27 protein-coding genes are annotated in these 25358 nt (G+C 47.8%); 17 read left to right on the top strand and 10 right to left on the bottom strand.

Annotation, left to right across the window (positions count from 1 at the left end; all coding sequences use genetic code 11):
- The first annotated feature begins 133 nt into the window (after nt 1-133).
- The 4 genes from EHS89_RS01360 to EHS89_RS01345 all read left to right on the top strand — a co-directional run bounded on the left by EHS89_RS01360 (nt 134) and on the right by EHS89_RS01345 (nt 3747).
- Nucleotides 134-1417: an NAD(P)/FAD-dependent oxidoreductase gene (locus EHS89_RS01360; RefSeq protein WP_124924311.1), complete on the top strand. Its 1284-nt coding sequence runs from the start codon at nt 134-136 to the stop codon at nt 1415-1417.
- 604 nt (nt 1418-2021) lie between these two features.
- Nucleotides 2022-2669: a TetR/AcrR family transcriptional regulator gene (locus EHS89_RS01355; protein ID WP_229753511.1), complete on the top strand. Its 648-nt coding sequence runs from the start codon at nt 2022-2024 to the stop codon at nt 2667-2669.
- A 184-nt stretch (nt 2670-2853) separates the two neighbouring features.
- On the top strand, nt 2854-3240 hold the full coding sequence (locus EHS89_RS01350) for a YkgJ family cysteine cluster protein (RefSeq protein ID WP_124924309.1): 387 nt from the start codon (nt 2854-2856) through the stop codon (nt 3238-3240).
- 93 nt (nt 3241-3333) lie between these two features.
- Nucleotides 3334-3747: a GFA family protein gene (locus tag EHS89_RS01345; protein ID WP_124924308.1), complete on the top strand. Its 414-nt coding sequence runs from the start codon at nt 3334-3336 to the stop codon at nt 3745-3747.
- A gap of 259 nt (nt 3748-4006) precedes the next feature.
- Here EHS89_RS01345 and EHS89_RS01340 read toward each other — a convergent pair whose 3' ends face one another.
- Nucleotides 4007-4927, bottom strand: coding sequence for a LysR family transcriptional regulator (locus EHS89_RS01340; RefSeq protein ID WP_124924307.1), 921 nt, complete (start codon nt 4925-4927; stop codon nt 4007-4009).
- Nucleotides 4928-5031: 104 nt separating this feature from the next.
- Here EHS89_RS01340 and EHS89_RS01335 point away from each other — a divergent pair, with 104 nt between their 5' ends.
- Genes EHS89_RS01335 through EHS89_RS01325 form a run of 3 tightly spaced genes read left to right on the top strand, consistent with a single transcriptional unit; the run spans nt 5032 to nt 6977 of the window.
- Entirely contained in the window at nt 5032-6048 is a 1017-nt protein-coding gene (locus EHS89_RS01335; protein WP_124924306.1) for a haloalkane dehalogenase, read from the top strand.
- A gap of 13 nt (nt 6049-6061) precedes the next feature.
- Nucleotides 6062-6670 carry a short chain dehydrogenase gene (locus tag EHS89_RS01330; protein WP_124924305.1) on the top strand — a complete coding sequence of 203 codons (609 nt, stop codon included), beginning with the start codon at nt 6062-6064 and terminating at the stop codon, nt 6668-6670.
- Nucleotides 6663-6977, top strand: coding sequence for a DUF1330 domain-containing protein (locus EHS89_RS01325; RefSeq protein WP_170167382.1), 315 nt, complete (start codon nt 6663-6665; stop codon nt 6975-6977). The genes EHS89_RS01330 and EHS89_RS01325 overlap by 8 nt, the downstream gene beginning before the upstream one ends.
- 99 nt (nt 6978-7076) lie before the next feature.
- On the opposite strand, the gene EHS89_RS01320 is transcribed toward EHS89_RS01325, so the two are convergent.
- Nucleotides 7077-7550, bottom strand: a complete 474-nt coding sequence (locus EHS89_RS01320; RefSeq protein ID WP_124924303.1) for a LabA-like NYN domain-containing protein — start codon at nt 7548-7550, stop codon at nt 7077-7079.
- Nucleotides 7551-7724: 174 nt separating this feature from the next.
- Nucleotides 7725-8648 (bottom strand): LysR family transcriptional regulator, encoded by a 924-nt coding sequence (locus EHS89_RS01315; protein ID WP_124924302.1) that lies wholly within the window; start codon nt 8646-8648, stop codon nt 7725-7727.
- Nucleotides 8649-8850: 202 nt separating this feature from the next.
- Here EHS89_RS01315 and aptA point away from each other — a divergent pair, with 202 nt between their 5' ends.
- Together aptA and EHS89_RS01305 are read left to right on the top strand one after the other, a co-directional pair.
- Entirely contained in the window at nt 8851-10188 is a 1338-nt protein-coding gene (gene aptA, locus EHS89_RS01310) for an omega-aminotransferase AptA (RefSeq protein WP_124924301.1), read from the top strand.
- Nucleotides 10189-10466: 278 nt separating this feature from the next.
- On the top strand, nt 10467-11960 hold the full coding sequence (locus tag EHS89_RS01305; protein WP_124924300.1) for a CoA-acylating methylmalonate-semialdehyde dehydrogenase: 1494 nt from the start codon (nt 10467-10469) through the stop codon (nt 11958-11960).
- A gap of 257 nt (nt 11961-12217) precedes the next feature.
- Here the strand turns inward: EHS89_RS01305 and EHS89_RS01300 are convergent, their stop codons facing one another.
- A complete protein-coding gene (locus EHS89_RS01300) occupies nt 12218-13006 on the bottom strand; it encodes an alpha/beta hydrolase (protein WP_124924299.1) in 789 nt (262 codons plus the stop codon).
- Between the two features lie 250 nt (nt 13007-13256).
- On the opposite strand from EHS89_RS01300, the gene EHS89_RS01295 reads away from it, so the two are divergent.
- Nucleotides 13257-14105: a DNA ligase gene (locus EHS89_RS01295; RefSeq protein WP_124924298.1), complete on the top strand. Its 849-nt coding sequence runs from the start codon at nt 13257-13259 to the stop codon at nt 14103-14105.
- Nucleotides 14106-14249: 144 nt separating this feature from the next.
- On the opposite strand, the gene EHS89_RS01290 is transcribed toward EHS89_RS01295, so the two are convergent.
- Nucleotides 14250-15422, bottom strand: a complete 1173-nt coding sequence (locus tag EHS89_RS01290; RefSeq protein ID WP_124924297.1) for an Acg family FMN-binding oxidoreductase — start codon at nt 15420-15422, stop codon at nt 14250-14252.
- Nucleotides 15423-15551: 129 nt separating this feature from the next.
- Between EHS89_RS01290 and EHS89_RS01285 the strand changes: the two genes are divergently transcribed.
- From EHS89_RS01285 to EHS89_RS01275, 3 genes are all read left to right on the top strand, one after another.
- Complete coding sequence (locus tag EHS89_RS01285; protein WP_229753512.1) at nt 15552-16016, top strand: MarR family winged helix-turn-helix transcriptional regulator; 465 nt, start codon at nt 15552-15554, stop codon at nt 16014-16016.
- Nucleotides 16017-16151: 135 nt separating this feature from the next.
- Nucleotides 16152-16481: a hypothetical protein gene (locus tag EHS89_RS01280; RefSeq protein ID WP_124924296.1), complete on the top strand. Its 330-nt coding sequence runs from the start codon at nt 16152-16154 to the stop codon at nt 16479-16481.
- 42 nt (nt 16482-16523) lie between these two features.
- Nucleotides 16524-16778 carry a DUF2164 domain-containing protein gene (locus tag EHS89_RS01275; protein WP_124924295.1) on the top strand — a complete coding sequence of 85 codons (255 nt, stop codon included), beginning with the start codon at nt 16524-16526 and terminating at the stop codon, nt 16776-16778.
- 97 nt (nt 16779-16875) lie between these two features.
- Here the strand turns inward: EHS89_RS01275 and EHS89_RS01270 are convergent, their stop codons facing one another.
- From EHS89_RS01270 to dctP, 3 genes are all read right to left on the bottom strand, one after another.
- Nucleotides 16876-18177, bottom strand: coding sequence for a TRAP transporter large permease (locus tag EHS89_RS01270; protein ID WP_124924294.1), 1302 nt, complete (start codon nt 18175-18177; stop codon nt 16876-16878).
- A gap of 3 nt (nt 18178-18180) precedes the next feature.
- Entirely contained in the window at nt 18181-18798 is a 618-nt protein-coding gene (locus EHS89_RS01265) for a TRAP transporter small permease (protein WP_229753514.1), read from the bottom strand.
- A gap of 157 nt (nt 18799-18955) precedes the next feature.
- Entirely contained in the window at nt 18956-19975 is a 1020-nt protein-coding gene (gene dctP / locus EHS89_RS01260; RefSeq protein ID WP_124924292.1) for a TRAP transporter substrate-binding protein DctP, read from the bottom strand.
- 287 nt (nt 19976-20262) lie between these two features.
- Between dctP and EHS89_RS01255 the strand changes: the two genes are divergently transcribed.
- The 4 genes from EHS89_RS01255 (at nt 20263) to EHS89_RS01240 (ending at nt 22669) form a co-directional block, all read left to right on the top strand.
- A complete protein-coding gene (locus tag EHS89_RS01255) occupies nt 20263-20898 on the top strand; it encodes an HAD family hydrolase (protein ID WP_124924291.1) in 636 nt (211 codons plus the stop codon).
- A 130-nt stretch (nt 20899-21028) separates the two neighbouring features.
- Nucleotides 21029-21445 (top strand): hypothetical protein, encoded by a 417-nt coding sequence (locus EHS89_RS01250; RefSeq protein WP_124924290.1) that lies wholly within the window; start codon nt 21029-21031, stop codon nt 21443-21445.
- A gap of 91 nt (nt 21446-21536) precedes the next feature.
- Nucleotides 21537-21986 (top strand): DUF4231 domain-containing protein, encoded by a 450-nt coding sequence (locus EHS89_RS01245; protein ID WP_124924289.1) that lies wholly within the window; start codon nt 21537-21539, stop codon nt 21984-21986.
- A gap of 200 nt (nt 21987-22186) precedes the next feature.
- A complete protein-coding gene (locus EHS89_RS01240; protein WP_124924288.1) occupies nt 22187-22669 on the top strand; it encodes a cyclic nucleotide-binding domain-containing protein in 483 nt (160 codons plus the stop codon).
- A gap of 10 nt (nt 22670-22679) precedes the next feature.
- On the opposite strand, the gene EHS89_RS01235 is transcribed toward EHS89_RS01240, so the two are convergent.
- Nucleotides 22680-23639: a DMT family transporter gene (locus tag EHS89_RS01235; protein WP_124924287.1), complete on the bottom strand. Its 960-nt coding sequence runs from the start codon at nt 23637-23639 to the stop codon at nt 22680-22682.
- 145 nt (nt 23640-23784) lie between these two features.
- Nucleotides 23785-25293 carry a Na+/H+ antiporter NhaC family protein gene (locus EHS89_RS01230; RefSeq protein WP_124924286.1) on the bottom strand — a complete coding sequence of 503 codons (1509 nt, stop codon included), beginning with the start codon at nt 25291-25293 and terminating at the stop codon, nt 23785-23787.
- Nucleotides 25294-25358 lie beyond the last annotated feature (65 nt).

The following is a 25358-nucleotide window of genomic DNA, read 5'->3' as shown; positions in this document are numbered from 1 at the left end:
CTTAAAGAGTTCGGTATATCTTTATAAACCACTACTTTAACGTTTGAAAAACGTTGATCTGGTGCTGGGAGACCTGGCTATGGGCGTAATAGAAAATAAAATAAAAACTGGAAACAGGGTTGGTTCTCAACAGATGGCATTAACAGGATACGAAACCTCCTACTACACAGAGAGCGCTAATGCTAAGGCAGACTATGCGTCCCTGCAGGGGGAGGAAACGGCCGATGTTTGTATTATTGGGGCTGGGTTTACCGGACTGTCTGCTGCGCTGCATCTGGCCGAAAAGGGTTATTCAGTCGTACTGTTGGAATCGGAAAAAATAGGCTGGGGTGCATCCGGGCGTAACGGTGGCCAGGTGGCGCCGGGACATAATATGTCGCACCAGGATCTGATCGGTAAAGTAGGCCAGCAGTCGGCTGATCTGCTTTGGGATATGTCCCTTGAATCCGTTGATCTGGTTAAGCAGCTGATTGTAAAACATCAGATTCAGTGTGATTTGAAACAGGGCATACTGCATGTTGCGGCAAAAACTTCCCATGTGGAGGATATGCAGGAGACAGTCGCCTATAAGCAGGAAGTACTGGGCTACGACAAGATCGAATTTTTACCCGATGACGAAGTTCAGGCAATGCTGGGTACTGAACGATATTTTGGCGGTGAGTACTGGAAAGAGGGGGCCCATTTACATCCGTTGAATTATGCCCTGGGTCTGGCTGATGCTGCTGTAAAAGCGGGGGTACGTATTTTTGAAAATAGCCGGGTGACTGAATACAGTACCGGCGCAGGCTCAATCGTTCGAACGTCTGATGGTGCGGTTAAGACTAAGTATATTCTGTTGGCATGTAATGGCTATCTGGGCAAGTTAGAGCCCAGAGTAGCGGGTAAAATTATGCCGATTAACAACTTTATACTGGCAACGGAACCGCTGAGTGAAGCGCTCTGTCGCAAGATTAACCGGGACGATGTTGCGGTGGCCGATTCTAAATTTGTCATCAACTACTTCAAACTGTCAGGCGATAACCGGCTGCTCTGGGGCGGCGGTGAAAACTATAGTAGTCAATTCCCTGCGGATATTCCGAATTTCGTGCGTAAGTATATGTTGGAATTTTATCCGGAACTGAAAGATGTAAATATCGATTATGGCTGGGGCGGTACGCTGGCAATTACACTGAACCGTATGCCTCATTTTGATCGGGTGCAGGATAATCTGTTTGTGGCGCATGGCTATTCCGGCCACGGTGTCGCACTGGCAACATTAGGTGGAAAACTGATGGCAGAAGCGATCAGTGGTACGGCTGAAAGGTTTGATACTTTTGCCAAAGTACCGACACCGACATTTCCTGGGGGAACGTTGCTAAGATATCCGGGACTGGTGGCAGGGATGCTTTACTATTCCCTTCGTGACCGCTTCTTCTAGTTAAAGCTATTGCGCTTGGCCATAGTGCGTTATAAATCCGCTTAGAATGCTCACCTACAGACGTAGGCTCCGCTTCTGCACGAATTTATGCCTGCTCTGGCCTGCGCTCATAACGCTTTAACCGTCAAATGAGGTTCATAGAACGGTCCTTCTGAATGAAAAAAGCTGTTATTAATAATTTTTAACTGCGCGTTTTTGTCTGTTTTTGCCTTGCAGTGTTTGCCTCGATAACGTTTTCTAATAACCTTTTCCTAAAGCTATTGCGCTTGGTCATAGTGCGTTATAAATCCGCTTAGAATGCTCACCTACAAAAGTAGGCTCCGCTTCTGCGCGAATTTATGCTTGCTCTGGTCTGCGTTCATAATGCTTTAGTTTTAAAGCTATTGCGCTTGGCCATAGTGCGTTATAAATCCGCTTAGAATGCTCACCTACAAAAGTAGGCTCCGCTTCTGCGCGAATTTATGCCTGCTCTGGCCTGCGCTCATAACGCTTTAACGAAAATTTGCACAATGTGACCTGTTCTTTGTTTACTGAGGTGAGCTGAATCAGTCTATAATGGCCGGCCATAGCAAACCGTATGACTGCAAATTTCCAGGATAGAGCTTTGACCGAAAAGACCCGCAAAAAATCACAGGATCTGGCACCCCGCAATGCACCGGTGCAGGGGCGTTCTAAAAAGCGTTCTAAAGAGATTATCGATGTGACCGGTGAGTTGCTGGAGCGGGTCGGGCTGGATGATCTGAATACTATTCTGATCGCCAAAGAGGTTGGTATTTCTGTAGGCTCTCTCTACCACTACTTTCCAAATAAACATGCGATTCTCTATGCCATGGGTTCCCGCTGGCTGGAAACCGTTGAAGCGGCGTTGGATCAGATCGCCAGCTGGCCGGTTGAAGCGATGCCGATGGATGAGCTGGTGGAGCAGATGCTTAGCCTGAAACTGAATACCTATAAGCGGCAGAAAGCGATTCTGACTCTGGTGCAGGCGATGTTTTCTGTACCGGAGTTGCGTGAACTGGATGACCAGCACGACGAGTTGGAAATCTCCCGTATGGCTGAAGTGTTCAAGCGCATGGGGATTCAGCGTCACCTGAAAGAGCGTGAACGTTTGGGGCGTCTCTATCTTGAAGTGACTCACAGTGTCATGCTGGTGGTGGTGAATCAGAAAGGCGAGCGCGCGAAGCGAACAATGGCGGATCTGCAGATGATTATTTGTAACTTACTTAATCAGCATCTTTCGGACGCTGAATAGCGAGCCGGATCGAATTATTCTAACTAGCCTGAGCTACCAGCATTGATTGTTAATTGCTGGTTTTTGTACCGCGCTCCGTTTTAGATATTCCCTAATTATCATGTGCCGCTTAAGTGGGGCGATAACTTTCTGTAATATGGTTTTTTGTAATATAACCGTCTGTCCCAGGTAGAGAAACAGTAGCGTGAAAGAGTGTAATCAATGCGGAAAATGTTGTACGAAGTATAGCAATGGCGGATTATCAGCGACGGCTAATGAAGTGGAGTACTGGGCTGTTTTCAGACCGGATATTGCTGACTATGTCAGCAAAGGCAATATCTGGATGGACCCTGAAACGGGTAGGCAATTAACGCTTTGCCCATGGCTGCGTAAAGTACCGGGCCATGAAAAATATAGCTGCGATATATATCACGATCGTCCTGACGATTGTAAATACTACCCGGTGACTATCGAACAGATGGTCAACGACGAATGCGAAATGATCGAAGTACAAGACCTGGCCAAACCCAGGCAAGCGCAGAAAGTACTGGATAAACTTATGGCTGATAGCAGGCCTCCTGCTGGTAAATAGGAATAGGCCCGGTTGTAGCTTTTCACTGCTTGCAAATCGATAGAAAGCGTAAAGCCTTTTTTTAATGACAGCAGAACTATTTAAGAGGCAGTAATGTCAATTTCAGGTGAGTGTTTTTGCGGTGACGTAAAGTATCAGGTTGAAGGGAATCTTCGGGATGCAAGGTCTTGCCACTGTTCCCGTTGTCGAAAAGCCTTTAGTGCACAGGCATCGGCATACGCTGTAGTGGAACCAAAGGAATTCAAGTGGGTATCTGGAAAGGAGCTTCTAACCTCCTATGTTGGCGAGCATGGCTTCGGTCTTCAGTTCTGTAAAATCTGTGGCTCGACTATTTGCGGCATACTCAACGGAGAGGTTCATGGTGTTACCTTAGGTTGTGTTAATGGCGACCCTGAAATCGAGCTTGGCAGGCATATCTATGTAGGATCTAAAGCATCATGGGAGCAGATCCCTGATGGTGTTCCCCAATATTTGGAAGGCGAACCAGAGGGATGGAGTAATGCGTAATCAGCTAGGCTTAGATGTGGCAAAGCCGCATCTGGCAAGTTGCACCGACACGTCTAGCTCCCTCTCTAACTACTGCCTTTAAAGAAGCAGACCTTCCTCTATCGGGAAATACTCAGTTGCAGAAGTAATCAGTGAGTTGGCTGTCAAAGGTGGCACTTCATATAGCTTAACAACCACCCCATACTTCAGTTTCACCTTTTCTAACAGCAGATCACCCCCCCATCGCCGGATAGCGTGCCTAGCCTAGCTAAATCCATTGCTACCACTTCTGATCCTGAAACTCGGCACGAACAAATTCTTTAAAAACCTCTGCTTTAGGGGAAAGTGGCCTGGCGGGATACACCAGATAAAGGTTCCCTTGCTGGGCTGATTCCCAGTCCCCCAGTACCCGTACCAGATTACCTGCTTTGATATGAGGCTCCTGCACTTTAGGTGGCATCAGGGTAATGCCTGCACCTGAGAGCGCAGCCTCTGCCAGAAAGCGGGTGTCCTGGCACAGCATGTGGCCCGTTAGTTCAAAACTTTGTGCTTGCTGCGGTTTACTGCAGGGTTGCATATTCACGGTCAGCCCATCGCCAAATACTCTGGGGAGCAGCAATCTGTGTTGTGCCAGTTCGTCGGGGTGTTGGGGGATACCCTGTTCTTTAAGGTATTCCGGGCTGGCGGCAAAGCCCAGGCTGACTGACGTTAGCAGGATCGCTTTATGCCCTGAATCCGGCAGCTGTCCGGCGGCCAGGCGAAAGGCAAAGTCGATCTGCTCTTCCCGGAACGACAGCTGGTCCCCGGTCATGATCACTTCCAGTGATACTTTCGGGTAAGCATGCATAAAGCGGCCCAGGCAGGCGCCCAGATGGAGGTTATTGGCCAGCCCCTGTGCGGCGGTAATGCGTAGGTGACCCTGGGGAATTACGTCTTTATCGCTCAGCTCTGCCTGAGCAGTATCCAGAATCTCAAGCGCTTCGGTCGCCCGTTTCCGATAGCTGAGTCCTTCCTGAGTTGCCTGTGCGCGGCCGCCGACACGCTGTATCAGGGCAATGCCCAGCTGGCTTTCCAGGCGAGCGATACGGCGGCTCACTGAACCTTTGGTTTCGCCTAAGGCTTTGGATGCAGCTGTGATCGAACCCTGGTCGATAACGGCACAGAAAGCACGAACATCACGCAGATTTATGTGGGTTTCCAAAATGACAACCTTGGTTTGCAGATTTGCTGTCTAGTATCCAATAAGTGTAACTCTTAAGCTAGACGTACTTAGCAAGTTAACCGCACTTAGACAGGAGAGCGAACATGACAGCGATATCTCAAGCAGCTTCTATGCCAGGGGTTTTTAGCAACCGCTATGGCAAGGTTTTGCGAACCCCGGATACGGCGTTTAACAATCTGCCTGACTACCCATTTGATGCGCATTACGTCGAAATCGATGGTATGCGCATGCACTATGTTGACGAGGGGCAGGGTAATCATAAAATAGTGTTTCTTCTGCATGGCCAGCCCTCCTGGAGCTACCTGTACAGGCACATGATTCCGGTACTGGTTGATGCAGGGTACCGGGTGATATCACCAGACCTGATCGGTTTTGGTAAATCGGATAAACCGGTGAGTTCAGAGGCCCATACCTATGCCAATCATGTGGACTGGATGCAGCAGTTTGTACAACAGCTTGATATCAGGCAGGCAGCGGCTTTTATGCAGGATTGGGGGGGCATGATTGGCCTGCGGGTTTTAGCCAGGGAGCCGCAATGGCTGCAGCGTCTGGCTGTTGCTAATACTGCGTTAGCCGAAATGAAAGGGCTGGAAAAATTCATGGTGCCCAAAGTGCTGAAGCTGATGGCCGCCAGTGCGGGCAAACCGGGTATAGATAAACTCACCAGCAAATTGAATTATGGTAACTGGGCTGGGTATTTCCGCCACGCAGCTGAGCTGGAAACCGGCAAGGTACTGCAGGCACTGACCACCCGGCAACTCAGTCCGGCAGAAATGAAGGCTTACGATGCTCCATTTCCAACACCGGAGTTTTACGCCGGGCCACGCAAAATGCCGGAAATTGTTGCCACAGAGCTGGATGCAGTAAATGCAGACTGGGTGAAACTTAAGCAATGGCGGCTGCCGGTATTAGCACTGTTCAGCGATCAGGATCCGTTTCTGGCCGGGCGCGGCTATGACAAAAAGTTTCAGCAGAATTTCCCGGGTGCTGAAGGTCAGCCGCACAAAGTCATTAGCAATGCTTCGCATTTTTTGCAGGAAGATCAATCACCACAGTTGTTGGACCAAACCATCAACTGGTTAAGACAAACCGGTTTTTAATTGAGGAACAGTTATGAAGATTTTAGCAGTCGGTGCTAATGGCATTATTGGTAAAGCCGTGGTCAGCCTTTTAAGTCAGGATAGTGAGTTGATTGCAGTGGGGCACAGTCAGGGGAGTCTGACTGTAGATATTGAAGATAAGCATTCGATTCAGTCACTGTTTGAGAAAATCGGTAACGTAGACGCGATTGTCAGCATGGCTGGCAACGGTGAAATAGGTAGCCTCGAAGATACACCGGATTCTGGTTATCGCATGGTGCTGGATAATAAGTTAATGGGGCAGGTGAACCTGGTTCGCGTTGGCATGAATTACCTGAATGAAGGTGGCTCAATTACGCTGACATCTGGTGCGGCGGCAACTAATCCGATGCCGGGGACTGCAGCGATCGCTATGGGGGCTGCTGCTATCAATGCCTTTGTCGCAACTGCTGCTCTGGAACTTAACGATGGTAAAAGAATTAACGCCATCAGCCCCAGCATGGTGAAAGAAACCATGGAGTCGTGGGGGATCGATAGCAGTAGCGGAATTCCTGCTGCTGATGTGGCGACCTATTATCAGGCCAGCATTCATCAGAATCTGAATGGCGAAGTTCTGCATGCAAGCGGAGGCCGTTATGAATAACAGCAAGCCGGCCTATCTTATTGCATCGTCTATTCTGCCTGAGGGCCATGCTTCATTGCAGGCTTATGCTCAGGCGGCACAGCCTGTTTTTCAGGCGCATGGTGCTGAAGTGCTGATGGTAGGCACTTCAGCCCAGGAGATCGAGAAACTGGAAGGTAGTTGGCCTGACACTGATGCCCGATTATCGCTTATAAGATTTCCTTCCATGCAGCATTTGAAAGACTGTTTCAGTAGTGAGGCATATAAGGCGATAAAGCATCTGCGTACAGATATCATAGAAACCAACTTTACTGTTGCAGTGGACTGATCCTATAGATCTTTAAAGCTCAAAACTTCTAAGCCACAAAATCTTCAAACCTCCAGTTCAATAATCAGGCTGATCTGTTGCTCCTCAGACCTGTTGTTTCTATAGCAACAGGTCTGCTTCAATCGGGAAATACTCAGTTGCAGAAGTAATCAGTGAGTTGGCTGTCAAAGATGGCACTCCATAAACAACAGCCTCCACTCCATATTTCCGTTTCACCTTTTCTAACAGCAGATCAAAGTCCCCGTCACCGGATAGCAGTACAACCTTATCGACCTGCTCAGAGATCTCCATCACATCGATAGCAATACCGACATCCCAGTCACCTTTAGCGGAACCATCACTGCGCTGAATATAAGGCTTCAGTTTCACCGTGAAACCGATATGCTTCAGGGCGTTTTGGAATTTCAGCTGGCTGTCGTCACCACGATGGATGGCGTAGGCATTGGCGCTAACAATCTCGCCCTCCTGACTGATCTTCTGCCACAGTTTGCGGTAGTTAAATTGCCGCCCGTATGCCTGTCGGGTGGTGTAGTAGATGTTCTGTACGTCTGCAAAAATGGCGATTCTTGTCATGGTTTGGCCTTAGATTGGGATGTCTGCAGGATACAGAAAAATGGCTAGACAGTGTTATAGGGCTTGCTATAAAACCTGTTGGATTTTTACCACAGAGTTCACAGAGCAAAGCGGATCTATCTTTTGTGCTCTTGGTGTTTTTAGCATGTCCTCTGGGTACTGTGGTGAATCCGTTTATTCCGCTGTCTTTTCCAGCTCTTCCATATAAGCTTCCCGGATTAGGTTAGTCCGGGCACCCTTGCGGGTGATAGCCGTGAAGTGGGTGGTAAAGCTGCGTTGTTCCGGTTGTATCGCTTTAAGCCGGCCCTCTTTAACCCATTGTTCTGCGTAGTGAGTAGGCAGAAAACCGATGTAGCTGCCACTGTGTATCAGAAAGGCGATGCCTTCCCGGTCAGTGGAGCTGGCACTGGCTTTCAACAGGGCTTGTTGCTGCTTGATATCCGCTGATTGAGGGTAAGCTGGTAGAACCGCATCGTATGATGCCAGTTCGTCATCGGTTAGTTTGCTCTGATTACTGTTAAACAGCGGATGCTCACTGCTGCAGTAGAGCAGGGATTGTTCTTCATACAGGGGTAGATAGTTTAGGCCGGGTAGGGTGCGCTGTTCGGCGACGACACCGACTAGTAACTGGCCATCCAGCACACTGGATTCAATATCTTTGGGTGGGATCATACGGATATTGATTCTTACTTCCGGACCTCGTTCTTTTAGTGCTGCAAGCGCCCGGGTAATTCGCATATGAGGAACGGTAACCATATTGTCGGTAATACCGATATTTAACTCGCCTTTGAGCTCCGTATTAATAGCGTTGATACGAGCACGAAAGTTTTCCAGTCCGCCGAGTAACTGTAATGTAGCATCATACACTTCTTCGCCCTGTTCGGTCAGGGCAAAGCCAGCCCTACCCCGATTACAGAGGCGCATATTCAGCAGGCTTTCCAGCTCAGATATGGCTAGACTGATAGCGGGCCGACTGATATTTAGCTCGACCTCGGCGGCCGAAAAACCACCACTTTCTACCACCGCTTTATAGATGCGAAGAAGTCGGATATGGGCATCACCCAATTGCCGTGGCAGGAGATTTTCTCGACGGGACATAAGCGTCTCTTTTTAAGTAAGCTAATAGGTTAGCTAATGATTAACTTTGAGTAAATAAGTGTGGATTTAATAAACTTAATTGTTAGCGATAATAGAGTCAACTGAAAATAACAACACAAACACTGAGACTGATTAAACCAGCGCCCGCGCAACTCCTATAGCGTAGTTGATTTTAATCCGCTCTGAATTGAGGTGACATTCTATGACTGATAGCACCAATCGTTGTGGCCTGAGCCAGGCACAGCTTGATGCACACTGGATGCCGTTTACTGCAAACCGCAGTTTTAAGCAGGATCCACGTCTGATCGTAGCAGCAGAAGGCAATTACTATACCGATGCTGACGGCCGTAAGATTTTCGATGGCCTGTCTGGTCTGTGGACCTGCGGAGCAGGCCATAGCCGTCCGGAAATTACCGAGGCGGTAAGTAAGCAACTGCAGCAGCTGGATTATTCCCCGGCGTTCCAGTTTGGTCACCCTAAATCATTTGAACTGGCGCACCGTATTACTGAGCTGATGCCCGAGGGTATGAATCGTGTGTTCTTCACCGGTTCCGGTTCTGAGTCAGTTGAGACAGCATTAAAGGTCGCCCGAGCTTACTGGCGTAAGAAAGGTCTGGCCAGCAAGACTCGCTTTATCGGTCGTGCTAAGGGCTATCACGGTGTTAACTGGGGCGGTATCAGTGTTGGTGGTATTGGTGCAAACCGGGCGACTTACGGTCAGGGTATTGATGCGGTTCATCTGCCTCACACTATGCTGCCGGAGAATCTGTTTACCCAGGGCATGCCTGAAACCGGCGCCCACCTGGCCGATGAGCTGGAAGCCCAGATTGCTGTGCATGATGCGTCAAATATCGCCGCTGTGATAGTTGAGCCGCTGGCAGGCTCTGCTGGTGTGATTCCTCCACCGGTAGGCTACCTCAAGCGTCTTCGTGAGATCTGCGATAAGCATAATATCCTGCTGATTTTTGATGAAGTCATTACTGGTTTTGGCCGAATGGGTGCAAATACCGGTTCAGAAGCATTTGGTGTTGTTCCTGACATGATGACGGTTGCGAAGCAGCTGACTAACGGCGTAGTACCTATGGGTGCACTGATCGCTAAACAGGAAATATACGATACCTTTATGGAAGACGCTGGCCCTGACTATATGTTGGAGCTGCCGCATGGTTATACCTATTCTGCACATCCGGTAGCTTGTGCTGCTGGACTGGCATCGCTGGACATTCTGGCTCAGGACAAACTGATCGAACGGGTTAATAGTATCTCTCCTCAGTTTCAGGAGATGGTGCACAGCCTGAAGGGTACTCAGTATGTTGCTGATATTCGTAACTATGGTTTAGCCGCGGGTATCACTATTGAATCGGCACCGGGTGAACCGGCGCTGCGACCTTATCAGATAGCAATGAAGTGCTGGGAGAAAGGTTTCTATGTTCGTTATGGCGGTGACACCATTCAACTGGGTCTGCCATTCACCACTGAACTGCATGAGATTGATAGCCTGATTAACGCTTTAGGCGAATCAATCTCTGAATTGGATTAAAAACTAAAGAGCTACTGCGCTTGGTCATAGGGCGTTATAAACCTGCTTAGAATGCTCAGCGGCAGCTTGCTGCCACAACGTCTAAAGGACGGCCCGAAGGGTGAGCAATGCGAATACTTACAATTGTAAGCTCCGCTTCTGCGCAAATTTATGCCTTCTCTGACCTGCGCTCGTGACGCTCTTGAAAGTCACGATTTGAACAGGTTAAAGCTGCATTGCAGCCACAATAAAAATCATACCTGCATCGGCATGGTATGGCTCAAGAAAGGTATTAAGTTATGACCACTACTGTAGGCCATCTGATTAACGGCGAAATGCGCGATGACGCAGCCCGCACCCAGGACGTATTTAACCCCTCTACCGGTGAAGTAACCAAGCAGGTTGCCCTGGCAAGTGTTGAGACCGTTGAAGAAGCGATTGCTGCTGCACAGGCCGCTTTCCCAGCATGGCGTAATACGCCACCGGCTAAGCGTGCTCAGGTGATGTTTCGCTTCAAGCAGTTGCTGGAAGACAATGCTGATAAGATCTGCGCGATGATCGGTGAAGAGCACGGCAAGATCGCCCACGATGCGATGGGTGAACTGCAACGCGGTATCGAGAATGTTGAGTATGCTTGTGGTGCACCTGAACTACTTAAAGGCGAGCACAGCCGTAATGTGGGTCCGGGTATCGATTCCTGGAGTGAGTTCCAGCCTTTGGGTGTGGTTACGGGTATTACGCCGTTTAACTTCCCTGCGATGGTACCACTGTGGATGTACCCTATGGCGATCGCTTGCGGTAACACCTTCGTACTGAAACCGTCTGAGCGTGATCCAACTTCAACGACTTTCATCGCACAGCTGTTGCAGGAAGCGGGTCTGCCAAACGGCGTAATGAACGTGGTAAACGGTGATAAGGAAGCGGTTGATGTACTGCTGACTGATGAGCGGGTTAAAGCGGTTAGCTTTGTCGGTTCAACACCTATAGCTGAATACATTTACAGCACTGCTAATGCCCACGGTAAGCGTTGTCAGGCATTAGGCGGAGCTAAGAACCACGCCATCGTTATGCCTGATGCCGATATGGATAACGCGGTAAACCAGCTGTTAGGTGCTGCTTTCGGTTCATCTGGCGAGCGTTGCATGGCGCTGTCTGTTGCCGTTGCCGTGGGTGACAAAGCGGCTGACACTTTAGTAGCTAAAATGCGTGCGGGTATGGAGCCTCTGAAAGTAGGTGCTTACAGCAACAGTGATAACGATTTCGGTCCGGTCATCACTCAGGCACACCAACAGAAAGTAAATGGTTATATCGACAGCGCAGAAGCGGATGGCGCTAACATCGTTGTTGACGGTCGTAACCCACAAATTGCTGGTTTTGAAAATGGCTTCTTCGTTGGCGCAACCCTGATCGACGGTGTTACCGCTGAGATGCAGAGCTACCAGGAAGAGATCTTCGGCCCGGTTCTGCAGATCGTTCGTGTAGATACCATGGAAGAGGCGATGCAGCTGATCAATGATCACGAATATGGTAATGGTACTTGTATCTTTACCCGTGATGGTGAAGCGGCGCGCTACTTCTCTGACAACATTCAGGTAGGTATGGTAGGGATCAACGTACCGCTGCCGGTTCCTGTTTCTTATCACAGTTTCGGTGGTTGGAAGCGTTCACTGTTTGGTGACCTGCACGCCTATGGTCCTGACTCAGTTCGTTTTTATACTAAGCGTAAGACCATCACCCAGCGCTGGCCTTCCAGCAGCATGCGTGAGGGTGTTTCATTCGCTTTTCCTAGCTAATCAGCCAGGCTGATTAACTTGATGAGCTAACGAAAGACCAGCGGGCAATGCCCGCCTAGCTAGATGTCACTTCGTGACTTGCCAGTGGCTAGGAGATGCACTTCTTAATCGCTGTATTTTTCTTTTTGCACTAGGTGAAATAAAGAAACAAGTTTTACTCCTGAGTTTCTTTTATTCGCGCTCTTTTGCCGGTACCTGCTTATGCAGGTGCCGGTTTTTTTTATATTTTACTGTTAACTAGCTTCAGTTTAGACGTATCAGTTTGTAGCGATAAATTCATAGATCTTATCCACGACTTTATCTTCGATACCCAGGAAACCGTGATAAGAAAGCCCTTTACAAGGATCGCCTGTTTCCTTACCGCCTTTAAAGAAAATAACATCAGCGCTACTGGCGTTGACTAATTTCTCTTTGATTATCTCTGCACCTTTTGGTGGTGTATTCGCACAGCCGTCATTCTCATGGGAAGCAATAAGCGTTGGTTGAGTGATCTTTGTCAGATCCATCATTGTTACAGCTTTGCCGCTCTTATTACGTTTACTCATACTAGCTGTCAGCACCAGACCTGCAATCTGCTGTGAGCTATTGATCGTGACATGGGCAGCTGATTCTGTACCGCGGCTGGTGCCTACCAGCCAGACCGGAATATCGGCCTGCTTCTTCAGATAAGTGATAACTGCGTCAATATCGGTGACATGCTCACCACTGCTGCGGAAGCCTTTAAACATACCTTTATTTTTTTGCTTATCAGAGGGCGCATCAACCACAGCAACCATAAGGCCTTTATCAGCGAACAGTTTCCTTGAACGGACCAGGAAGTTAGTTTGTCCGGCGCCCAAAGAGGGCGAGCCAAATAGTGATGAAAGTTTAAGAATACCTTTACCGCCGCTAAATAGAATAACGGTAGCAGTAGGGTTGACTGGTTTTATCAGGATGAATTTTTGGGTCACGTCGCCTCGGGTTTTCAGGCTGACAAGTTCTGCAGCAGACAAATTGTAGGCAGTTAAAGAGATGAACAGGATTAAGAGTTTACTTAATAGTCTCATAGTAATTCCGTGTATTAGAGAGCCTGCAAACAAGCCTGCAGGCTACTTAGTATGTTGTTTTCAATGAGGTTCAGATAAATACAACAGACCTGAAACAGTATTATCATCGGTCAGGACTGTATGATAATCAATCAGGCTAAGGCATTTATATACCCTGACTAGAAGGTGCTTTAACTGTTCATTTACTATGATAATCAGGTTTATAGGAATTCAGGGGTGGTGTTACAACTAATCGCCAGGGAAGGTTCAAATGGTAATTCGTAATTGGTTGATTTTGTTATTCAGTTATCTAATCGCTTCATTTAGTTATGCCGATAAACCAAAACTGCAGTTGGCAACGGTCTATCAGTCGGGCCCTGATATTTCAGGTTACTGGGTGAGCGAAAAGCTGGATGGGGTAAGGGGCTATTGGGATGGTAAGCAGTTATTAACCCGCCAGGGCAATCCTATTAATGCGCCGCAGTGGTTTGTGGCTAATTTGCCTGAGCAACCGCTGGATGGTGAGTTATGGATGGGGCGTGGTCAGTTCAATACAGTCTCTGCACTGATCAGAAGCGGTACAGTTAAAGAGACAGCTGATCGGAATAAAGGCTGGCGTCAGGTTAAATTTATGCTGTTTGATCTGCCGGGTTCACCTGATCGTTTTGGTCAGCGTTTGGAGTACCTGAAAGCCCTGGTGAATAAGATAGACCGGGACTGGATTCTGTTAGTAGATCAGCGACGGCTAGCCAGTGAGGCAGAATTAATGGCCTGGTTGGAGCAGGTTGTTGCGGGTGGCGGCGAAGGACTGATGTTGCATCATGATAATGCGACTTATACGCAAGGGCGAAGCTCTGATCTGCTTAAACTGAAGTTGTGGCAAGATGCCGAAGCGCGGGTGATTGGCTACCAAGAAGGGAAGGGAAAGTATGCAGGTATGCTGGGGGCATTGCTGGTTGAAACACCTGAGGGTGTACGCTTTAAATTAGGTAGCGGGTTCACCGATAAACAACGACAAACACCGCCCGTGATCGGTAGCATAGTGACTTATAAGTACACAGGGGTAAGCGCTAAAGGCGTCCCCCGCTTTGCCAGTTTCTTGCGGATACGGCGCCCTTAGATCTGCGTTTAGGTGACTGTCGAGTCTATCTCGACTACCTGTCGAGATTATCTATCGTGCTAATTTATTAAGTCCTGGCTATCGAGCCGATCTATTTAGCTCACAGGGTCTATCAAATTTACGGCCAAAGGTGGGCGCTTGTAGTCAGTCTCGAATCAACGCTGTAATGAGGCGTCTTGGCCCGTGAGGTGTTGCTTCAGCTCTGCCTAAGCGAAATAACATCTGCACTGTATCACTGCTATTAATCGAGAACTGTTTTTTGAATTGAGCTTGCAGTGGCAACATCTCTTCAAACTCCTGAAGAACCTGACTCATGGGGTGTTGCACCAGCCCCATCGCAGTGGTTTTGAGGTTGATGCGGCAGTAGTCGCGACCCGCTTTGACCTGATCCAGGCGGCTGTTACCCGGACTGGAAATCCAGGCGAAGGTTGCAGTTGATTCCGCTGTTTTCCGGGTTAAGTCTACCGCCTGTTCGCCAAATGCGGTTGGATCTTTTTCGGTGCTTTCCCGTGACAAGAGAAAGTTTTCTACGATCATTTTTTTGATCCCGCTTAAGCCTGCCTGAGTGACGCCGAATCCATCGCGGTACTGTTTTACTTCAGCGTCGTTGAATCGAAACATACCGATCGTTTCAAGATCGCGTTTTTTGTCGCCCACTTCGATCTGCATTCCTTTGGTCAGGATTTTTTCTAACTGCTGTTTTGCTTTGGTACTCTGGACGATGCTCAGTGGATAGATGCTAGCTGCCCCGTGAAAGGTTTGCAGGGCATCAATTTCAGTCTGTTTCAGACGGCGATTATCGTATTCCTGTTTATTTGAGTGCCGGGTCAAAAGATGAGCGAATAGGGGATCTGGGTTTATATCTGCCCGGGGAATTAACCGGATGGAGGCGACCGGCTTATTGAGTAGTTCATGGTTACCGTATACGCCCTCTGGGAAGTAATCGATTCTGGCTTCATGTCCCAGGCCGGTTGCAGCGATGGACAGCGTTTCAAGAAATGTTCCCTGACTGATATGTATCTGTCGGTAATACGGATCAGTGGCTGGCAGTAGTCGTTCCGGATCAACATACAGGTCGAAACTCAAAGGGCCGGTAATACGAATAATCCAGGGTTGTATGTTGTGTGAGTTAGGGCTGAGGATCGCGTATGCCAACACCTGCATGCGGATGTCTTTTTCCATAGGGTCGGGGCCGTTCCAACCGAACGCTTCTGTGGGTTCAGTTGGCCCGCAGCCTACAATAGCACTGCTAATACCGATTCCTGCTCCTAGTCCTGCCCCAAGCCCTAGTATCTGAATAAAGTTACGGCGATTCATAGTGTTCTCCCGAATATGATAAAAATGCAATATACATTCTTTGGAATGTATATTATATTCTAAGGAATGTATTTGCAAACTGTCGCTATCAGTTATGGCAGTACGATTTTTTTCTAAGGAGAAACCCAGGTGAAAGGCAGAAAAGAAACTGAAGTAGAGTTGATGGTCTCTCTGGGCATTGTTCGGCAATTGGTTGCGACCCGAGAGGCTAAGCTTTTTGATGGCCTGTCATTGAATCCATCGCAGTTTGGGGTGCTGAATCATTTTACCCATAATCCGAAAAGGAGCTGGACTGTAACTGAGCTGGCTGGGGTGATGGAGATGAATCAGCCAGGTATTACCAAAATTGTGACGGTACTTATCGAGCGTGGCTTGCTACGGTCAGAATTTGATAAAGATGATAAGCGTCGAAGGTATCTAAAAATTTCGGCACAGGGTATGAACTTGTGTAACGACATAATCAGTTCGCTTGGTCCTGATATATCCTATCTTTTCAGTAGTTGGAAGGATGATGAATTAGCGCAGATGCAACAGCACATGATGAAGCTACAACAGTGGCTTGATGAACATCGTGATGATATTCGGCGTAAGTGAGAAAGTCTTGGCGTTGATGATAAGTTCCTCAGCACTAATCCTAACGGGAAAATGGAAGTCGGCTCTTTTAATACAAGAGCTTTAATACAAGAGCTTTAATACAAGTGCTTCTTAAATAAATAATGCTGGATTGATATGGACAGAGCAGAATCACTTAGGCAAATCATTAGCTTCGGTCAGTACCGGGAAGAGGCGTTTGATAGCTTGTTTAATAATCCGACAGATCCGGAATCCGAATCTGTAATTGCTTCTGTAGAGATGCTGCATGCTGTCTTACAAAAGTTTATCCAGGGAACTATTTCAACGGATGATCTTGAAGAGTGGGCGATGTTTGTTGAGTTTCGTGATGATATTGATCATTCGTCGATAGAAGATTACATCTATGCGTTGTCTAACCCGGACCTGATGGGTGGGGTCGACAAAGATAAGATTATTCAGATGGCTAAATTGCTGGAACATATGTAGTAATGTTTGAGTTTATAGCGATAACAGACAACAGGTAGAACGATGGCAGAGATAGAATTTACCCGCGATGAAAAGGCTATTCTGGTTAGCAAAATACAGCGCTACTTTGATCGGGAGCTGGATCAGGAGCTAGGTCAGTTTGATACTGAGTTTCTACTGGATTTCTTTGCCGAACAGATAGGCCCGTATTTTTATAATCAGGGGCTTTACGATGCCAGGGCGTTACTGGAATCAAAGTTAGAGACTATTACCGAAGGTTTTTATGAAATTGAAAAGCCAACCGAATTTATCAAATAGCGCTATAAGAAAACCGGGCATTAAGCCCGGTTTTTTAGTTTTATGGTTAATCAATAACCTGCTATTTAATAGCCCTATTACCTAATAACCGCATTAATTAGTAACCCAGGAGTAGCTTAGGCAAGAACAGTGACAGTTCAGGTACAAAAGTCACCAGAAAAACCATTGGCAGGTGGCCCAGGCAAAGGAACTTCAGTGTCGGCTTTATGTATTTATCCAATGAAAGCTTTCCGACCCCGCCGGCCATATAGAGCATCGGCGCACAGGGCGGTGATACATTACCCAAGCCAAGATTTACACCCACCACTGCGGCGAAATGGATCGGATCAATACCCAGCTGATTGATAATGGGTAGGAAGATAATCGCCGCCAGTACACTACCGGAGATATCGTCTACTATCATGCCGATTAGCAGAAGCAGGATATTGATCAGGAATAACAATACATACTTGTTATCAGAAATCTGTAGTAATGCTTCAGCCAGATCACGGGGTACCTGCTCCAGAATCATCGCCCTGCTCATAATGAACAGGAAGAACAGCACTGCCATAATCGAACCGGTCATAGTTACCGCACGTATGGTCACTGCCCCCAGGCTACTCAGTGTCATGCCTTTATAGATAAACAAACCCACCGGTATTGCGTAGATAACGGCAATAGCCGCTGCTTCGGTTGGTGTTGCAATACCACTATAAATAGCGCCGAGAATGATCAGCGGCATCAGTAATGCAAAGCCAGCGCTGTAGCCGGTTTTTACCACGCCCTTGGCTGCTTGTTTAAAGGGTAGTGGTGGATCAACTTGAATGTTGGGGTTATCACGCAGGAACCAGATATTCAAACAACAGTACAGTATTGTCAGCAGGATGCCTGGCACAATCGTCGACAGGAAAGCGGCGCCCACTGATAAACCACCGGTAATCGAAAAGACGATCATCGGAATACTTGGGGGAATCAACAGTGCCAGTACTGAAGAGCAGGCAACCAAAGCCGTTGCGTGGCCTTCAGGATAACCTTCACGAATCATCCTTGGGATCATGATCTGACCGACCGCCGCTATGGCTGCCGAAGAGCTACCGGATATGGCACCGAACAGTGCGCAGGTCAGTACGGTGACAGCGCCTAAACCTCCTTTGATGCGGCCTACCAGTGAGTTAACAAAGTTAAGCAGTCGCTCTGATATGCCGCCTTCTGCCATTAACAAACCGGCAAAAATAAATAGCGGCAAGGCTAGCAGGGCAAAGCCACTGGCCGTTTTAAAACCGTGCGGAATCAGGAACGAGATATTGTTACCGGTGGTAAAGGCAAATAGTACCGCTCCGATGCCGAAGGCAAAAGCGACCGGAATTTCTATAAGAATCAGGATAACGACAATAAGCATCGAAACTAAAAACAGAGTCATCGTTTATTCCTCCTGAGCTTCACGTGCGTGGGGCATTTTGCGAAGGCTTCTGAATTCGTTAATGGTTTCGAGCAGGAAGTAACCTACCATCATGGCAAATCCTATAATCATGCTGCCGCTCCAGAGTCCGCGGGGCCAACGCAGATTGACACTGACACGACCACGATCGATCTCTTTAAGCGCGTATTTACAGGCGAAATAGCCAAAGATGCAGGCGGCAATCATGCAGGTAATGGAGCCTATAAAACGGATAATGTTGACCTTATAGGGATCTTTTACCACCAGGCTGACGATGCCTCCGTGAATATGTTCCCGCTCCCGGGTGGCATATCCCATACCAAGGAAATAGATCCATACGGCTAATAGAATTGAGACCTCTTCAATTCCGGTAAAGGGCGATTCAAGCACATAGCGCATGATCACTTGCGAGAACATCAGCACCGCAAGGCTAAGGCCTGCCACCATCATCATGCCGCGGAAAATCCAGTTCAGCAGGCGCTCAAAGCGCATCAAATAGCTATCGACTCTACTGTCAGGTTGATCTGGAATCGCGTGCAGGTGAGGTGGGATTGGGTGAGTGCTGAGGTCAGGATCGTAATCATAGATCTTGGCTTCAGCCACGGGTTTCACTGGGGTAGTGAGCTTTTCTTGTTGCATAGTACTGATCCTGAATTAGTATCCGGACAATATCGTTTAATAAGCCCTCCGGCTCTGTCAGTTCATTCAGAACGTTCAGCGCCGGAGGGGACGATACCGAGACAGTTAAAATCGGGATGGATCAGTTGATGCCAGCAATCTCGCGCATCATGGTCATGATTTCTGGACCAACGATTTTTTCCATGAATGGCCATTCATTCTTGTAAAGAATCGCCTTGGCCTTATCCATCTGTTCAGGGCTCAGTTCAACAACGTTGATACCTTCATCACGAACCTGTTTCAGGAAGCCTTCATCAATTGACTGAGCTTCATCCCAGACTTTGTTCAGAGTGACATCAGCTGCAGCCAGTAGCTTTTCACGCTCATCCGCTGGCAGATCTTCCAGCCATGATTTGTTAACTACCCAGAAGGCATGCTCAAAGTAGTCCTGGGTCAGGATGTAAGCTGACAGTACGTCGCGCATCTGCCAGATCTCTACCGACGGGCCAAACGCACGGCCATCAACGGTACCTAGTTGCAGGCCGGTATATAGCTCAGAGAATGGCATAGGTACGGCGGTGAAACCCCAGTTGTTGAAGCGCTCAATGCCGATTGGCACTGGCGGTACGCGCATCTGAATACCTTTGGTATCTTCTGGGAAATTCGTTGGTACACGATCAACACCTTTACGGATCGCAACAGAACCGAAGCCGGTAGGGATAGTTCCCAGTACGACCAGATCCAGGTCCGCCATGATTTCGTTGTAGACGGTTGTCATTTTACCGTTCGGACCATACACCTTACGGGCATCATCCCAGTTATCAACTACATAGCCCAACCAGGACAGGTCCAGGCGCGGATCGAATTCGGATGCGCCGAAGGTCATGCTCATCGGTACTACACCGTCCATGCTCTGCTCGAAGATCGAAGCCCAGTCGCCCAGGTCGCCACCCGGGTGGTAATCGATCTGCATGTCAGAACCCTGCTTCGCCAACTGATCGGTGAAGGTAGTAGATGCCAGATGGAAGATGTGATCAGTAGGGTAGGCATGGGCCAGCATAAATTCATCGCCGGCTTGCGCTGACTGAATTGTCGGCGCTGCCAGTGCTGCGGTAACAGCACAGGTTGAGATAATAGTTTTCAGGGATTTTTGAATTGTCATAGCGACCTCTAATTTTTTTTATGGTCATTCTTGAGCACTGCCATCGATCATTTCTACTTTGAGAAGACCTTGTTTAGATGGAGTGTTAATGATTTTGCGCTAAGCTCTTTGTTAGTTAAATTTCGAATTAATGTATTTAACTTAAGCAAAAGGTTAACTTTGATGTTTATCAATCCCCTTAACTGGGGACTAGGATTAAATTGAGAACTCAGAAGGAAAGTGAGTGGTGGGGAATCTCTTCAGGCAGTATGCAGCTATAGTTAATTGTAAATAACCGGAGAAAAATTGTGCACCATATTATGTTCGATATTGATGGAACCCTGGTGCAGTCTTACCAATTTGATGAGCAATGCTACCTTGATGCGGTATTGGAGGTGGTTGAAAAGCCTTTAAGTAAAAACTGGCATTTGTACCCCAATATTACGGCTAGTGGAATTCTGGCCAGTCACCTTGAATTACATGGGTTGCAGGATAGGTTTGATGGTATGCACTGTCGGGTGAAAGAACTGTTTAACGAACGGGTTAAGCACTACCTGACAGACAATCCATTACATGAAATTTATGGGGCTGGTAAATTGATCCGTACCCTCCAGGCGATGGACAATGTTAATGTTTCTTTTGCTACCGGAGGCTGGCGTGATTCAGCCTTATTAAAACTCAACGCTGCTGGAATACCCACGCAAGGTATCCCTATTGCCAGCGCTTGTGACAGCCATATACGCACTGAAATAATGTGTATTGCGTTAGACCGTGCTCAGGTTTCCTCTGATCATAAAGTTACCTATATCGGTGATGGCGACTGGGATCGACGTGCTTGCGCTGAGCTGGGTTGGAACTTTGTGTTAATCGGCGATAAAACAGAACACCCTCAACAATTGGATCATTTCAAAGACCTGACTCGATTATTTAATTATCTAGGATAATTTAGGATAGTAAAAGGCAGGTTCCCTGTTCCTGATCTATTATCAAACTATTGTTTGAAATTTCTGATGTCATTCCAGGTTATGTCGTTCCCGGAGTATGGCGTTTAGCAAAGGTTTCATGGAGGAAACCATGTCTGATACCACGATTATCGCTGCGATTATTCTGGGCGGCGTATTTCTTATTATGTTAGTGACGATTATAAAGTCTGGTGTAGAGGGCGCTATCAAGATGTGGAATCTGATGGGGGCTCTGACCGGTGTCGCCTTCGGTGCAATTACCAGTTTTTACTTTACCAATCAGGTTAATCAGCAAGAGATTGCAGGGCTTCAGGCTGCCTATATTGAGGCCTCTGATACAGCGCTGAAAGCCCAGCAATCCATTGCCTCTATTGAAGCGTTGCTTAAAAAGCCTGCGTCAGCTCGTCCGGCCTTTACTGATAAGCATCGTACTCAGCTGATTCATCAGTTAGACACAACCAACAAAGAGCTACAGCAGATTCAACTTTATCGAAAGAGCTTACCTAAGGTACCGGCGAACAAGCCCTAAACGCCTTTGCATGCCTACTGAGAAAGCCTGGTACTTATTCGTAGCTGCCTAATATTCAAACACTCAAATCGACTCAATAAACGGGGGCTTTATGGAACAACAGCAGTTTTTGTTAGATGAGTTGGATCGAAAGATTGAAATGTTTCAGGACGCCTCACAAAAACATAAAGCTATGCACCGAAGGCTGCGTTATGGCGGTTTTTCTCTTACGGCACTGCTATCGGTTTTATCAGGTCTGGCACTTTACTATCCGGTATATTCGGCCAATTTAAATATTATGATTCTGGTTGTATCAGCCGTTGCAGGCGTACTTGCTTCTTTGGAAGGACTACGTAAAGCCGATGAGTTATGGATACATGAACGTACTATTTTCTATACCTTGTCTGATCTTAAGCGTGAAATGGAATTTGAACTTAAAGCGGGTGATATGGCGCCTGCAACACTGGAGAATTTCTTTGTTCGCTTGCAGACGATTCTTGTCAACTCAGGTGATAAGTGGAGTTCTGGTATTGTCAGTAATACCAGTGCTGGTAATGACTAATTTTTGTATACAGGTTGCCTGTCTGTTGGAAAGCTTAGCGATGATTTCGCGTCTAACAATGATCTGTCCAGCAGCCACTTACTCAAGATAATCTAACTGGTATCCTCTGCTTAAAGCCACCTACCCAGAAATAGGTATCTGGTTTTCTTATGGCGCTAGCTATACTAGCGGTTATTAGTTATTAACCGACCGAACTTAACATGCACAAGATAGCTTTAACCGATCTTCAGCAACAATTTCCTGCTGACTTTTATCAGGGTTTGTCTATGTTTGGCGCGCTGTCAGCTGACTGTCTTAAATTTCTCTTAGAACAGGGTACTGCCTGGTACGCCGATTCAGACGATTCTCTGTTTATCGAAGGTGATAACTCAGATAAGTTTTATGTAGTGTTAAGTGGTTCGATCAGCTTCTTCCAGGCGAAAGAGTCTGGCTCAGATAAGGTCTTTATACGGCGCTATCAGGCTGGTGAGCAAGTAGGATTTGTGGGCATGATTGGCTTACATCAGCGCAGAGGAGATGCGGTGATGGCTGACAGCGGTTATCTGCTGGAAGTTAGTTCAGATCTGTTCCACCAACTGTGTGATAAGTTTCCTCAGATGTTCCAGATCTTCCTGATCAATATTGCGCGTGAAATGAGCCGTGAAATTAGTCATCTGGATCAGATGCATGCTGAAAAATCTTAGCTTTTCATCATCACTTTGAGATAACGGCGGTCTGATCAAGAGGTTGTACTGTCACTTTCTGTTTTCTGTCCCCCAGCTCTGATATCAGCATCGCAGCGATAATCATGGCTGCTCCAATGAGCCCCTGATTTCCCAGATGTTCATTGAGCACCAGCCAGGCGGCTAAGTGAGCAAAGACAGGCTCAGCAGCGAAAATCAACGCGACTTTGTGCGACTCAAGAATTTGTTGGCTGGCTGATTGCGCCCAGAAGGCGTATGCAGTGCCCAGAATACCGGCAACCAGAATTGAGCTGATTATGATCGGGTCCTGCAGATGGTCCTGCCAGGTCAGAGGTGTTGAGTCAGCATAGTAGAGTGCCGGTTCGGGACTTAGGGCTGCAGCAATGGTGCTATAAATTGCTACGGCGATGAGTTGCAGGATGCTCAGTGGCACGACCGGCATTGAATCCACAAATCGACCGGTCAGTAGTATATGGCTGGCAAAACCAAATGCGCAGATCAATACCAGCATATCCCCCCGGTTAATCTCCAGAGCTTCGCCCATGGTCAGCAAATAGAGGCCTGCGGTCGCAACAATAACCCCCACCCATACCGAACGGGCAACCTGGGTGCGAAACAGAAGAAAGCCCAGTAAGGGTACCAAAGGAACATTCAGGCCAGTAATAAATCCGGCATTGGAAACAGAGGTAAAGCGAAGGCCTTCGGTTTGGGTATAGAAACCGATAAACAACATAAAGCCCAGCAGAGCACTGGCACTGAGTAGGGGAAGCCAGCGAACGCCTTGCAATTGATGTCTGCTGAACCAAAGCAGAGGCAATAGTGAAACGGCTGCTACGCAAAAGCGAATAGCATTGAAGGCATGGGTTGGCATCTTTGCTACGGCCAGATCGATCAGAACAAACTCAGCACCCCAAACGAAGCTTACTAACAGCAGTAAGCAAACGGCGACTTTAGGCGATCTGATCGGCATAGTAAAAACCTGAGAAGTGGCTATATACGGCGTTGCCGCATGCTAGAAAGGAGCCATTGGCGCCTGCGAGTGGATATTAAAAATGGAGGCAAGGCCTCCATTTTAGTTTTCAACATAGCGGTTTCACCGCTGTCTTGTTCTGTCTTTAGGCAAAAACAAAGCCTAGTACGATCAGTGATGCGAATGCCAGTACCGCACCGATCAGTGCGTATGGAATCTGCGTCATAGCGTGTTGCATTGGGGTACAGCCTGAACCTTGCGATGACAATACGGTAGAGTCACTGAAGAAACAGGCATGGCTACCGAATGCAGAGGCAGACAACAGGGCGCCTACTGTCAGTGGCATAGACATATCCAGACTGATTGCCATAGGGATTACGATCGGCAGGGATACCACGAATACACCCCAGCTAGAACCTGTAGCGAAGACTACTGCAGCCATAGAGGCAAATACCAACGCAGGTAGCAGCTCTTTAGACAGGTAAGGTGCCAGAGAATCGATGATGTATGGCGTCATACCCAGTTGATCGTTAACCTCTTTAACCATGAAACCGGCACATACCACGGCGATCGGATGGAGCATGACTTTAAAGCCATCCAGCATCGAATCAACCAGCTGACCGAAACTTAGCAGGCGTTGCCAGAAGTACAGAACCATGGTGAACATGGACGCAACCAATGCACCCAATAACAGATCGATCTCGTAGTACACACTGGCTGCAACCAGTACGGCCATAGGCATCAGGAAGTTCAGCAGACCGACAATAGGCGCCGTTTTCTTCATACCTGAAGTATCGAAACCATCCTGTTGGATGCCAGGAGGAATTGGCTGACCTGCCTGAGCACGCTTTTCGGCGGTTTTCATTGCACCAAAGTCACCCAGAATGCCTGCGGCAACCAGGAATACGACCAGCAGAGCAACCCAGCCATATACCATGTAAGGAATTGACTCGATATACAGCGACATGCCGTTGCCTTCAGCGACTGCGCCGTTTTCTTCAAGCAGGGCTGCAAAGTAAACCGCCCAGGTAGAGACCGGCACCAGAATACAGACAGGTGCTGCAGTAGAGTCGACCAGAAACGCCAGTTTCTCACGGGAGATTTTGTAGCGATCGGTCAGGTTTTTCATTGAGGCGGATACTGCCAGAGAGTTCAGGTAGTCATCGATGAATACCATGATACCCAGAGTACAAGTGGTTAGCATGGTGCCGCGCTTGGTTTTAATCCGCTTGGCCAGCATCTCGCCAAAGCTGAGTACGCTACCGCCGCGTTCCAGCATGTTGATCAGGCCGCCCATCATGCCGCATACAAGAACGATCCAGGCGATAGTTTCATCCATTACTACGTTAAGGGAAAGATCGCCCAGGCCGGTAATAACATTGGTTGGATCCAGTAGCAGAAGGCCGGCAATAATACCGGCAAAGATTGATTCAAGAGGCTTCTTGGTAATCACTGCGACAAACAGAATCAACAGTGCTGGAAGCAGACTGTAAAAACCATAAGGTTCGCCTTCGACGTGCTGAGTCGACAGGTAGGCGAAAAAGGCCATGATTGAACCAAAGAATATCATCCACTTTTGCGGACTGTTTGTGGTCTTATCTTCTGCTCGGAGAAGATTGCTGTCTGCTCCTGGTTGAGCGATATCAGAACTCATAAAAACACCTTATTTGTATTTCTTATATCAGTAATTTGTTCATTCGGTTTTACTGCATGCCCTGC

The sequence above is a fragment of the Amphritea balenae genome, assembly GCF_003858655.1.
Classification (GTDB): Bacteria; Pseudomonadota; Gammaproteobacteria; order Pseudomonadales; family Balneatricaceae; genus Amphritea; species Amphritea balenae.
The sequence above is the reverse complement of the archived record's forward strand: the minus strand, read 5'-3'. Positions and strand labels throughout refer to the sequence as shown.

Bases quoted from the DNA above. Each gene is read 5' to 3' on its own strand.
- EHS89_RS01360 (WP_124924311.1), top strand. From the start codon at position 134: ATGGCATTAACAGGATACGAAACCTCCTACTACACAGAGAGCGCTAAT.
- EHS89_RS01345 (WP_124924308.1), top strand. From the start codon at position 3,334: ATGTCAATTTCAGGTGAGTGTTTTTGCGGTGACGTAAAGTATCAGGTT.
- EHS89_RS01335 (WP_124924306.1), top strand. From the start codon at position 5,032: ATGACAGCGATATCTCAAGCAGCTTCTATGCCAGGGGTTTTTAGCAAC.
- EHS89_RS01330 (WP_124924305.1), top strand. From the start codon at position 6,062: ATGAAGATTTTAGCAGTCGGTGCTAATGGCATTATTGGTAAAGCCGTG.
- EHS89_RS01325 (WP_170167382.1), top strand. From the start codon at position 6,663: ATGAATAACAGCAAGCCGGCCTATCTTATTGCATCGTCTATTCTGCCT.
- EHS89_RS01320 (WP_124924303.1), bottom strand. From the start codon at position 7,550: ATGACAAGAATCGCCATTTTTGCAGACGTACAGAACATCTACTACACC.
- EHS89_RS01315 (WP_124924302.1), bottom strand. From the start codon at position 8,648: ATGTCCCGTCGAGAAAATCTCCTGCCACGGCAATTGGGTGATGCCCAT.
- aptA (WP_124924301.1), top strand. From the start codon at position 8,851: ATGACTGATAGCACCAATCGTTGTGGCCTGAGCCAGGCACAGCTTGAT.
- EHS89_RS01305 (WP_124924300.1), top strand. From the start codon at position 10,467: ATGACCACTACTGTAGGCCATCTGATTAACGGCGAAATGCGCGATGAC.
- EHS89_RS01300 (WP_124924299.1), bottom strand. From the start codon at position 13,006: ATGAGACTATTAAGTAAACTCTTAATCCTGTTCATCTCTTTAACTGCC.
- EHS89_RS01295 (WP_124924298.1), top strand. From the start codon at position 13,257: ATGGTAATTCGTAATTGGTTGATTTTGTTATTCAGTTATCTAATCGCT.
- EHS89_RS01290 (WP_124924297.1), bottom strand. From the start codon at position 15,422: ATGAATCGCCGTAACTTTATTCAGATACTAGGGCTTGGGGCAGGACTA.
- EHS89_RS01280 (WP_124924296.1), top strand. From the start codon at position 16,152: ATGGACAGAGCAGAATCACTTAGGCAAATCATTAGCTTCGGTCAGTAC.
- EHS89_RS01275 (WP_124924295.1), top strand. From the start codon at position 16,524: ATGGCAGAGATAGAATTTACCCGCGATGAAAAGGCTATTCTGGTTAGC.
- EHS89_RS01270 (WP_124924294.1), bottom strand. From the start codon at position 18,177: ATGACTCTGTTTTTAGTTTCGATGCTTATTGTCGTTATCCTGATTCTT.
- dctP (WP_124924292.1), bottom strand. From the start codon at position 19,975: ATGACAATTCAAAAATCCCTGAAAACTATTATCTCAACCTGTGCTGTT.
- EHS89_RS01250 (WP_124924290.1), top strand. From the start codon at position 21,029: ATGTCTGATACCACGATTATCGCTGCGATTATTCTGGGCGGCGTATTT.
- EHS89_RS01245 (WP_124924289.1), top strand. From the start codon at position 21,537: ATGGAACAACAGCAGTTTTTGTTAGATGAGTTGGATCGAAAGATTGAA.
- EHS89_RS01240 (WP_124924288.1), top strand. From the start codon at position 22,187: ATGCACAAGATAGCTTTAACCGATCTTCAGCAACAATTTCCTGCTGAC.
- EHS89_RS01235 (WP_124924287.1), bottom strand. From the start codon at position 23,639: ATGCCGATCAGATCGCCTAAAGTCGCCGTTTGCTTACTGCTGTTAGTA.
- EHS89_RS01230 (WP_124924286.1), bottom strand. From the start codon at position 25,293: ATGAGTTCTGATATCGCTCAACCAGGAGCAGACAGCAATCTTCTCCGA.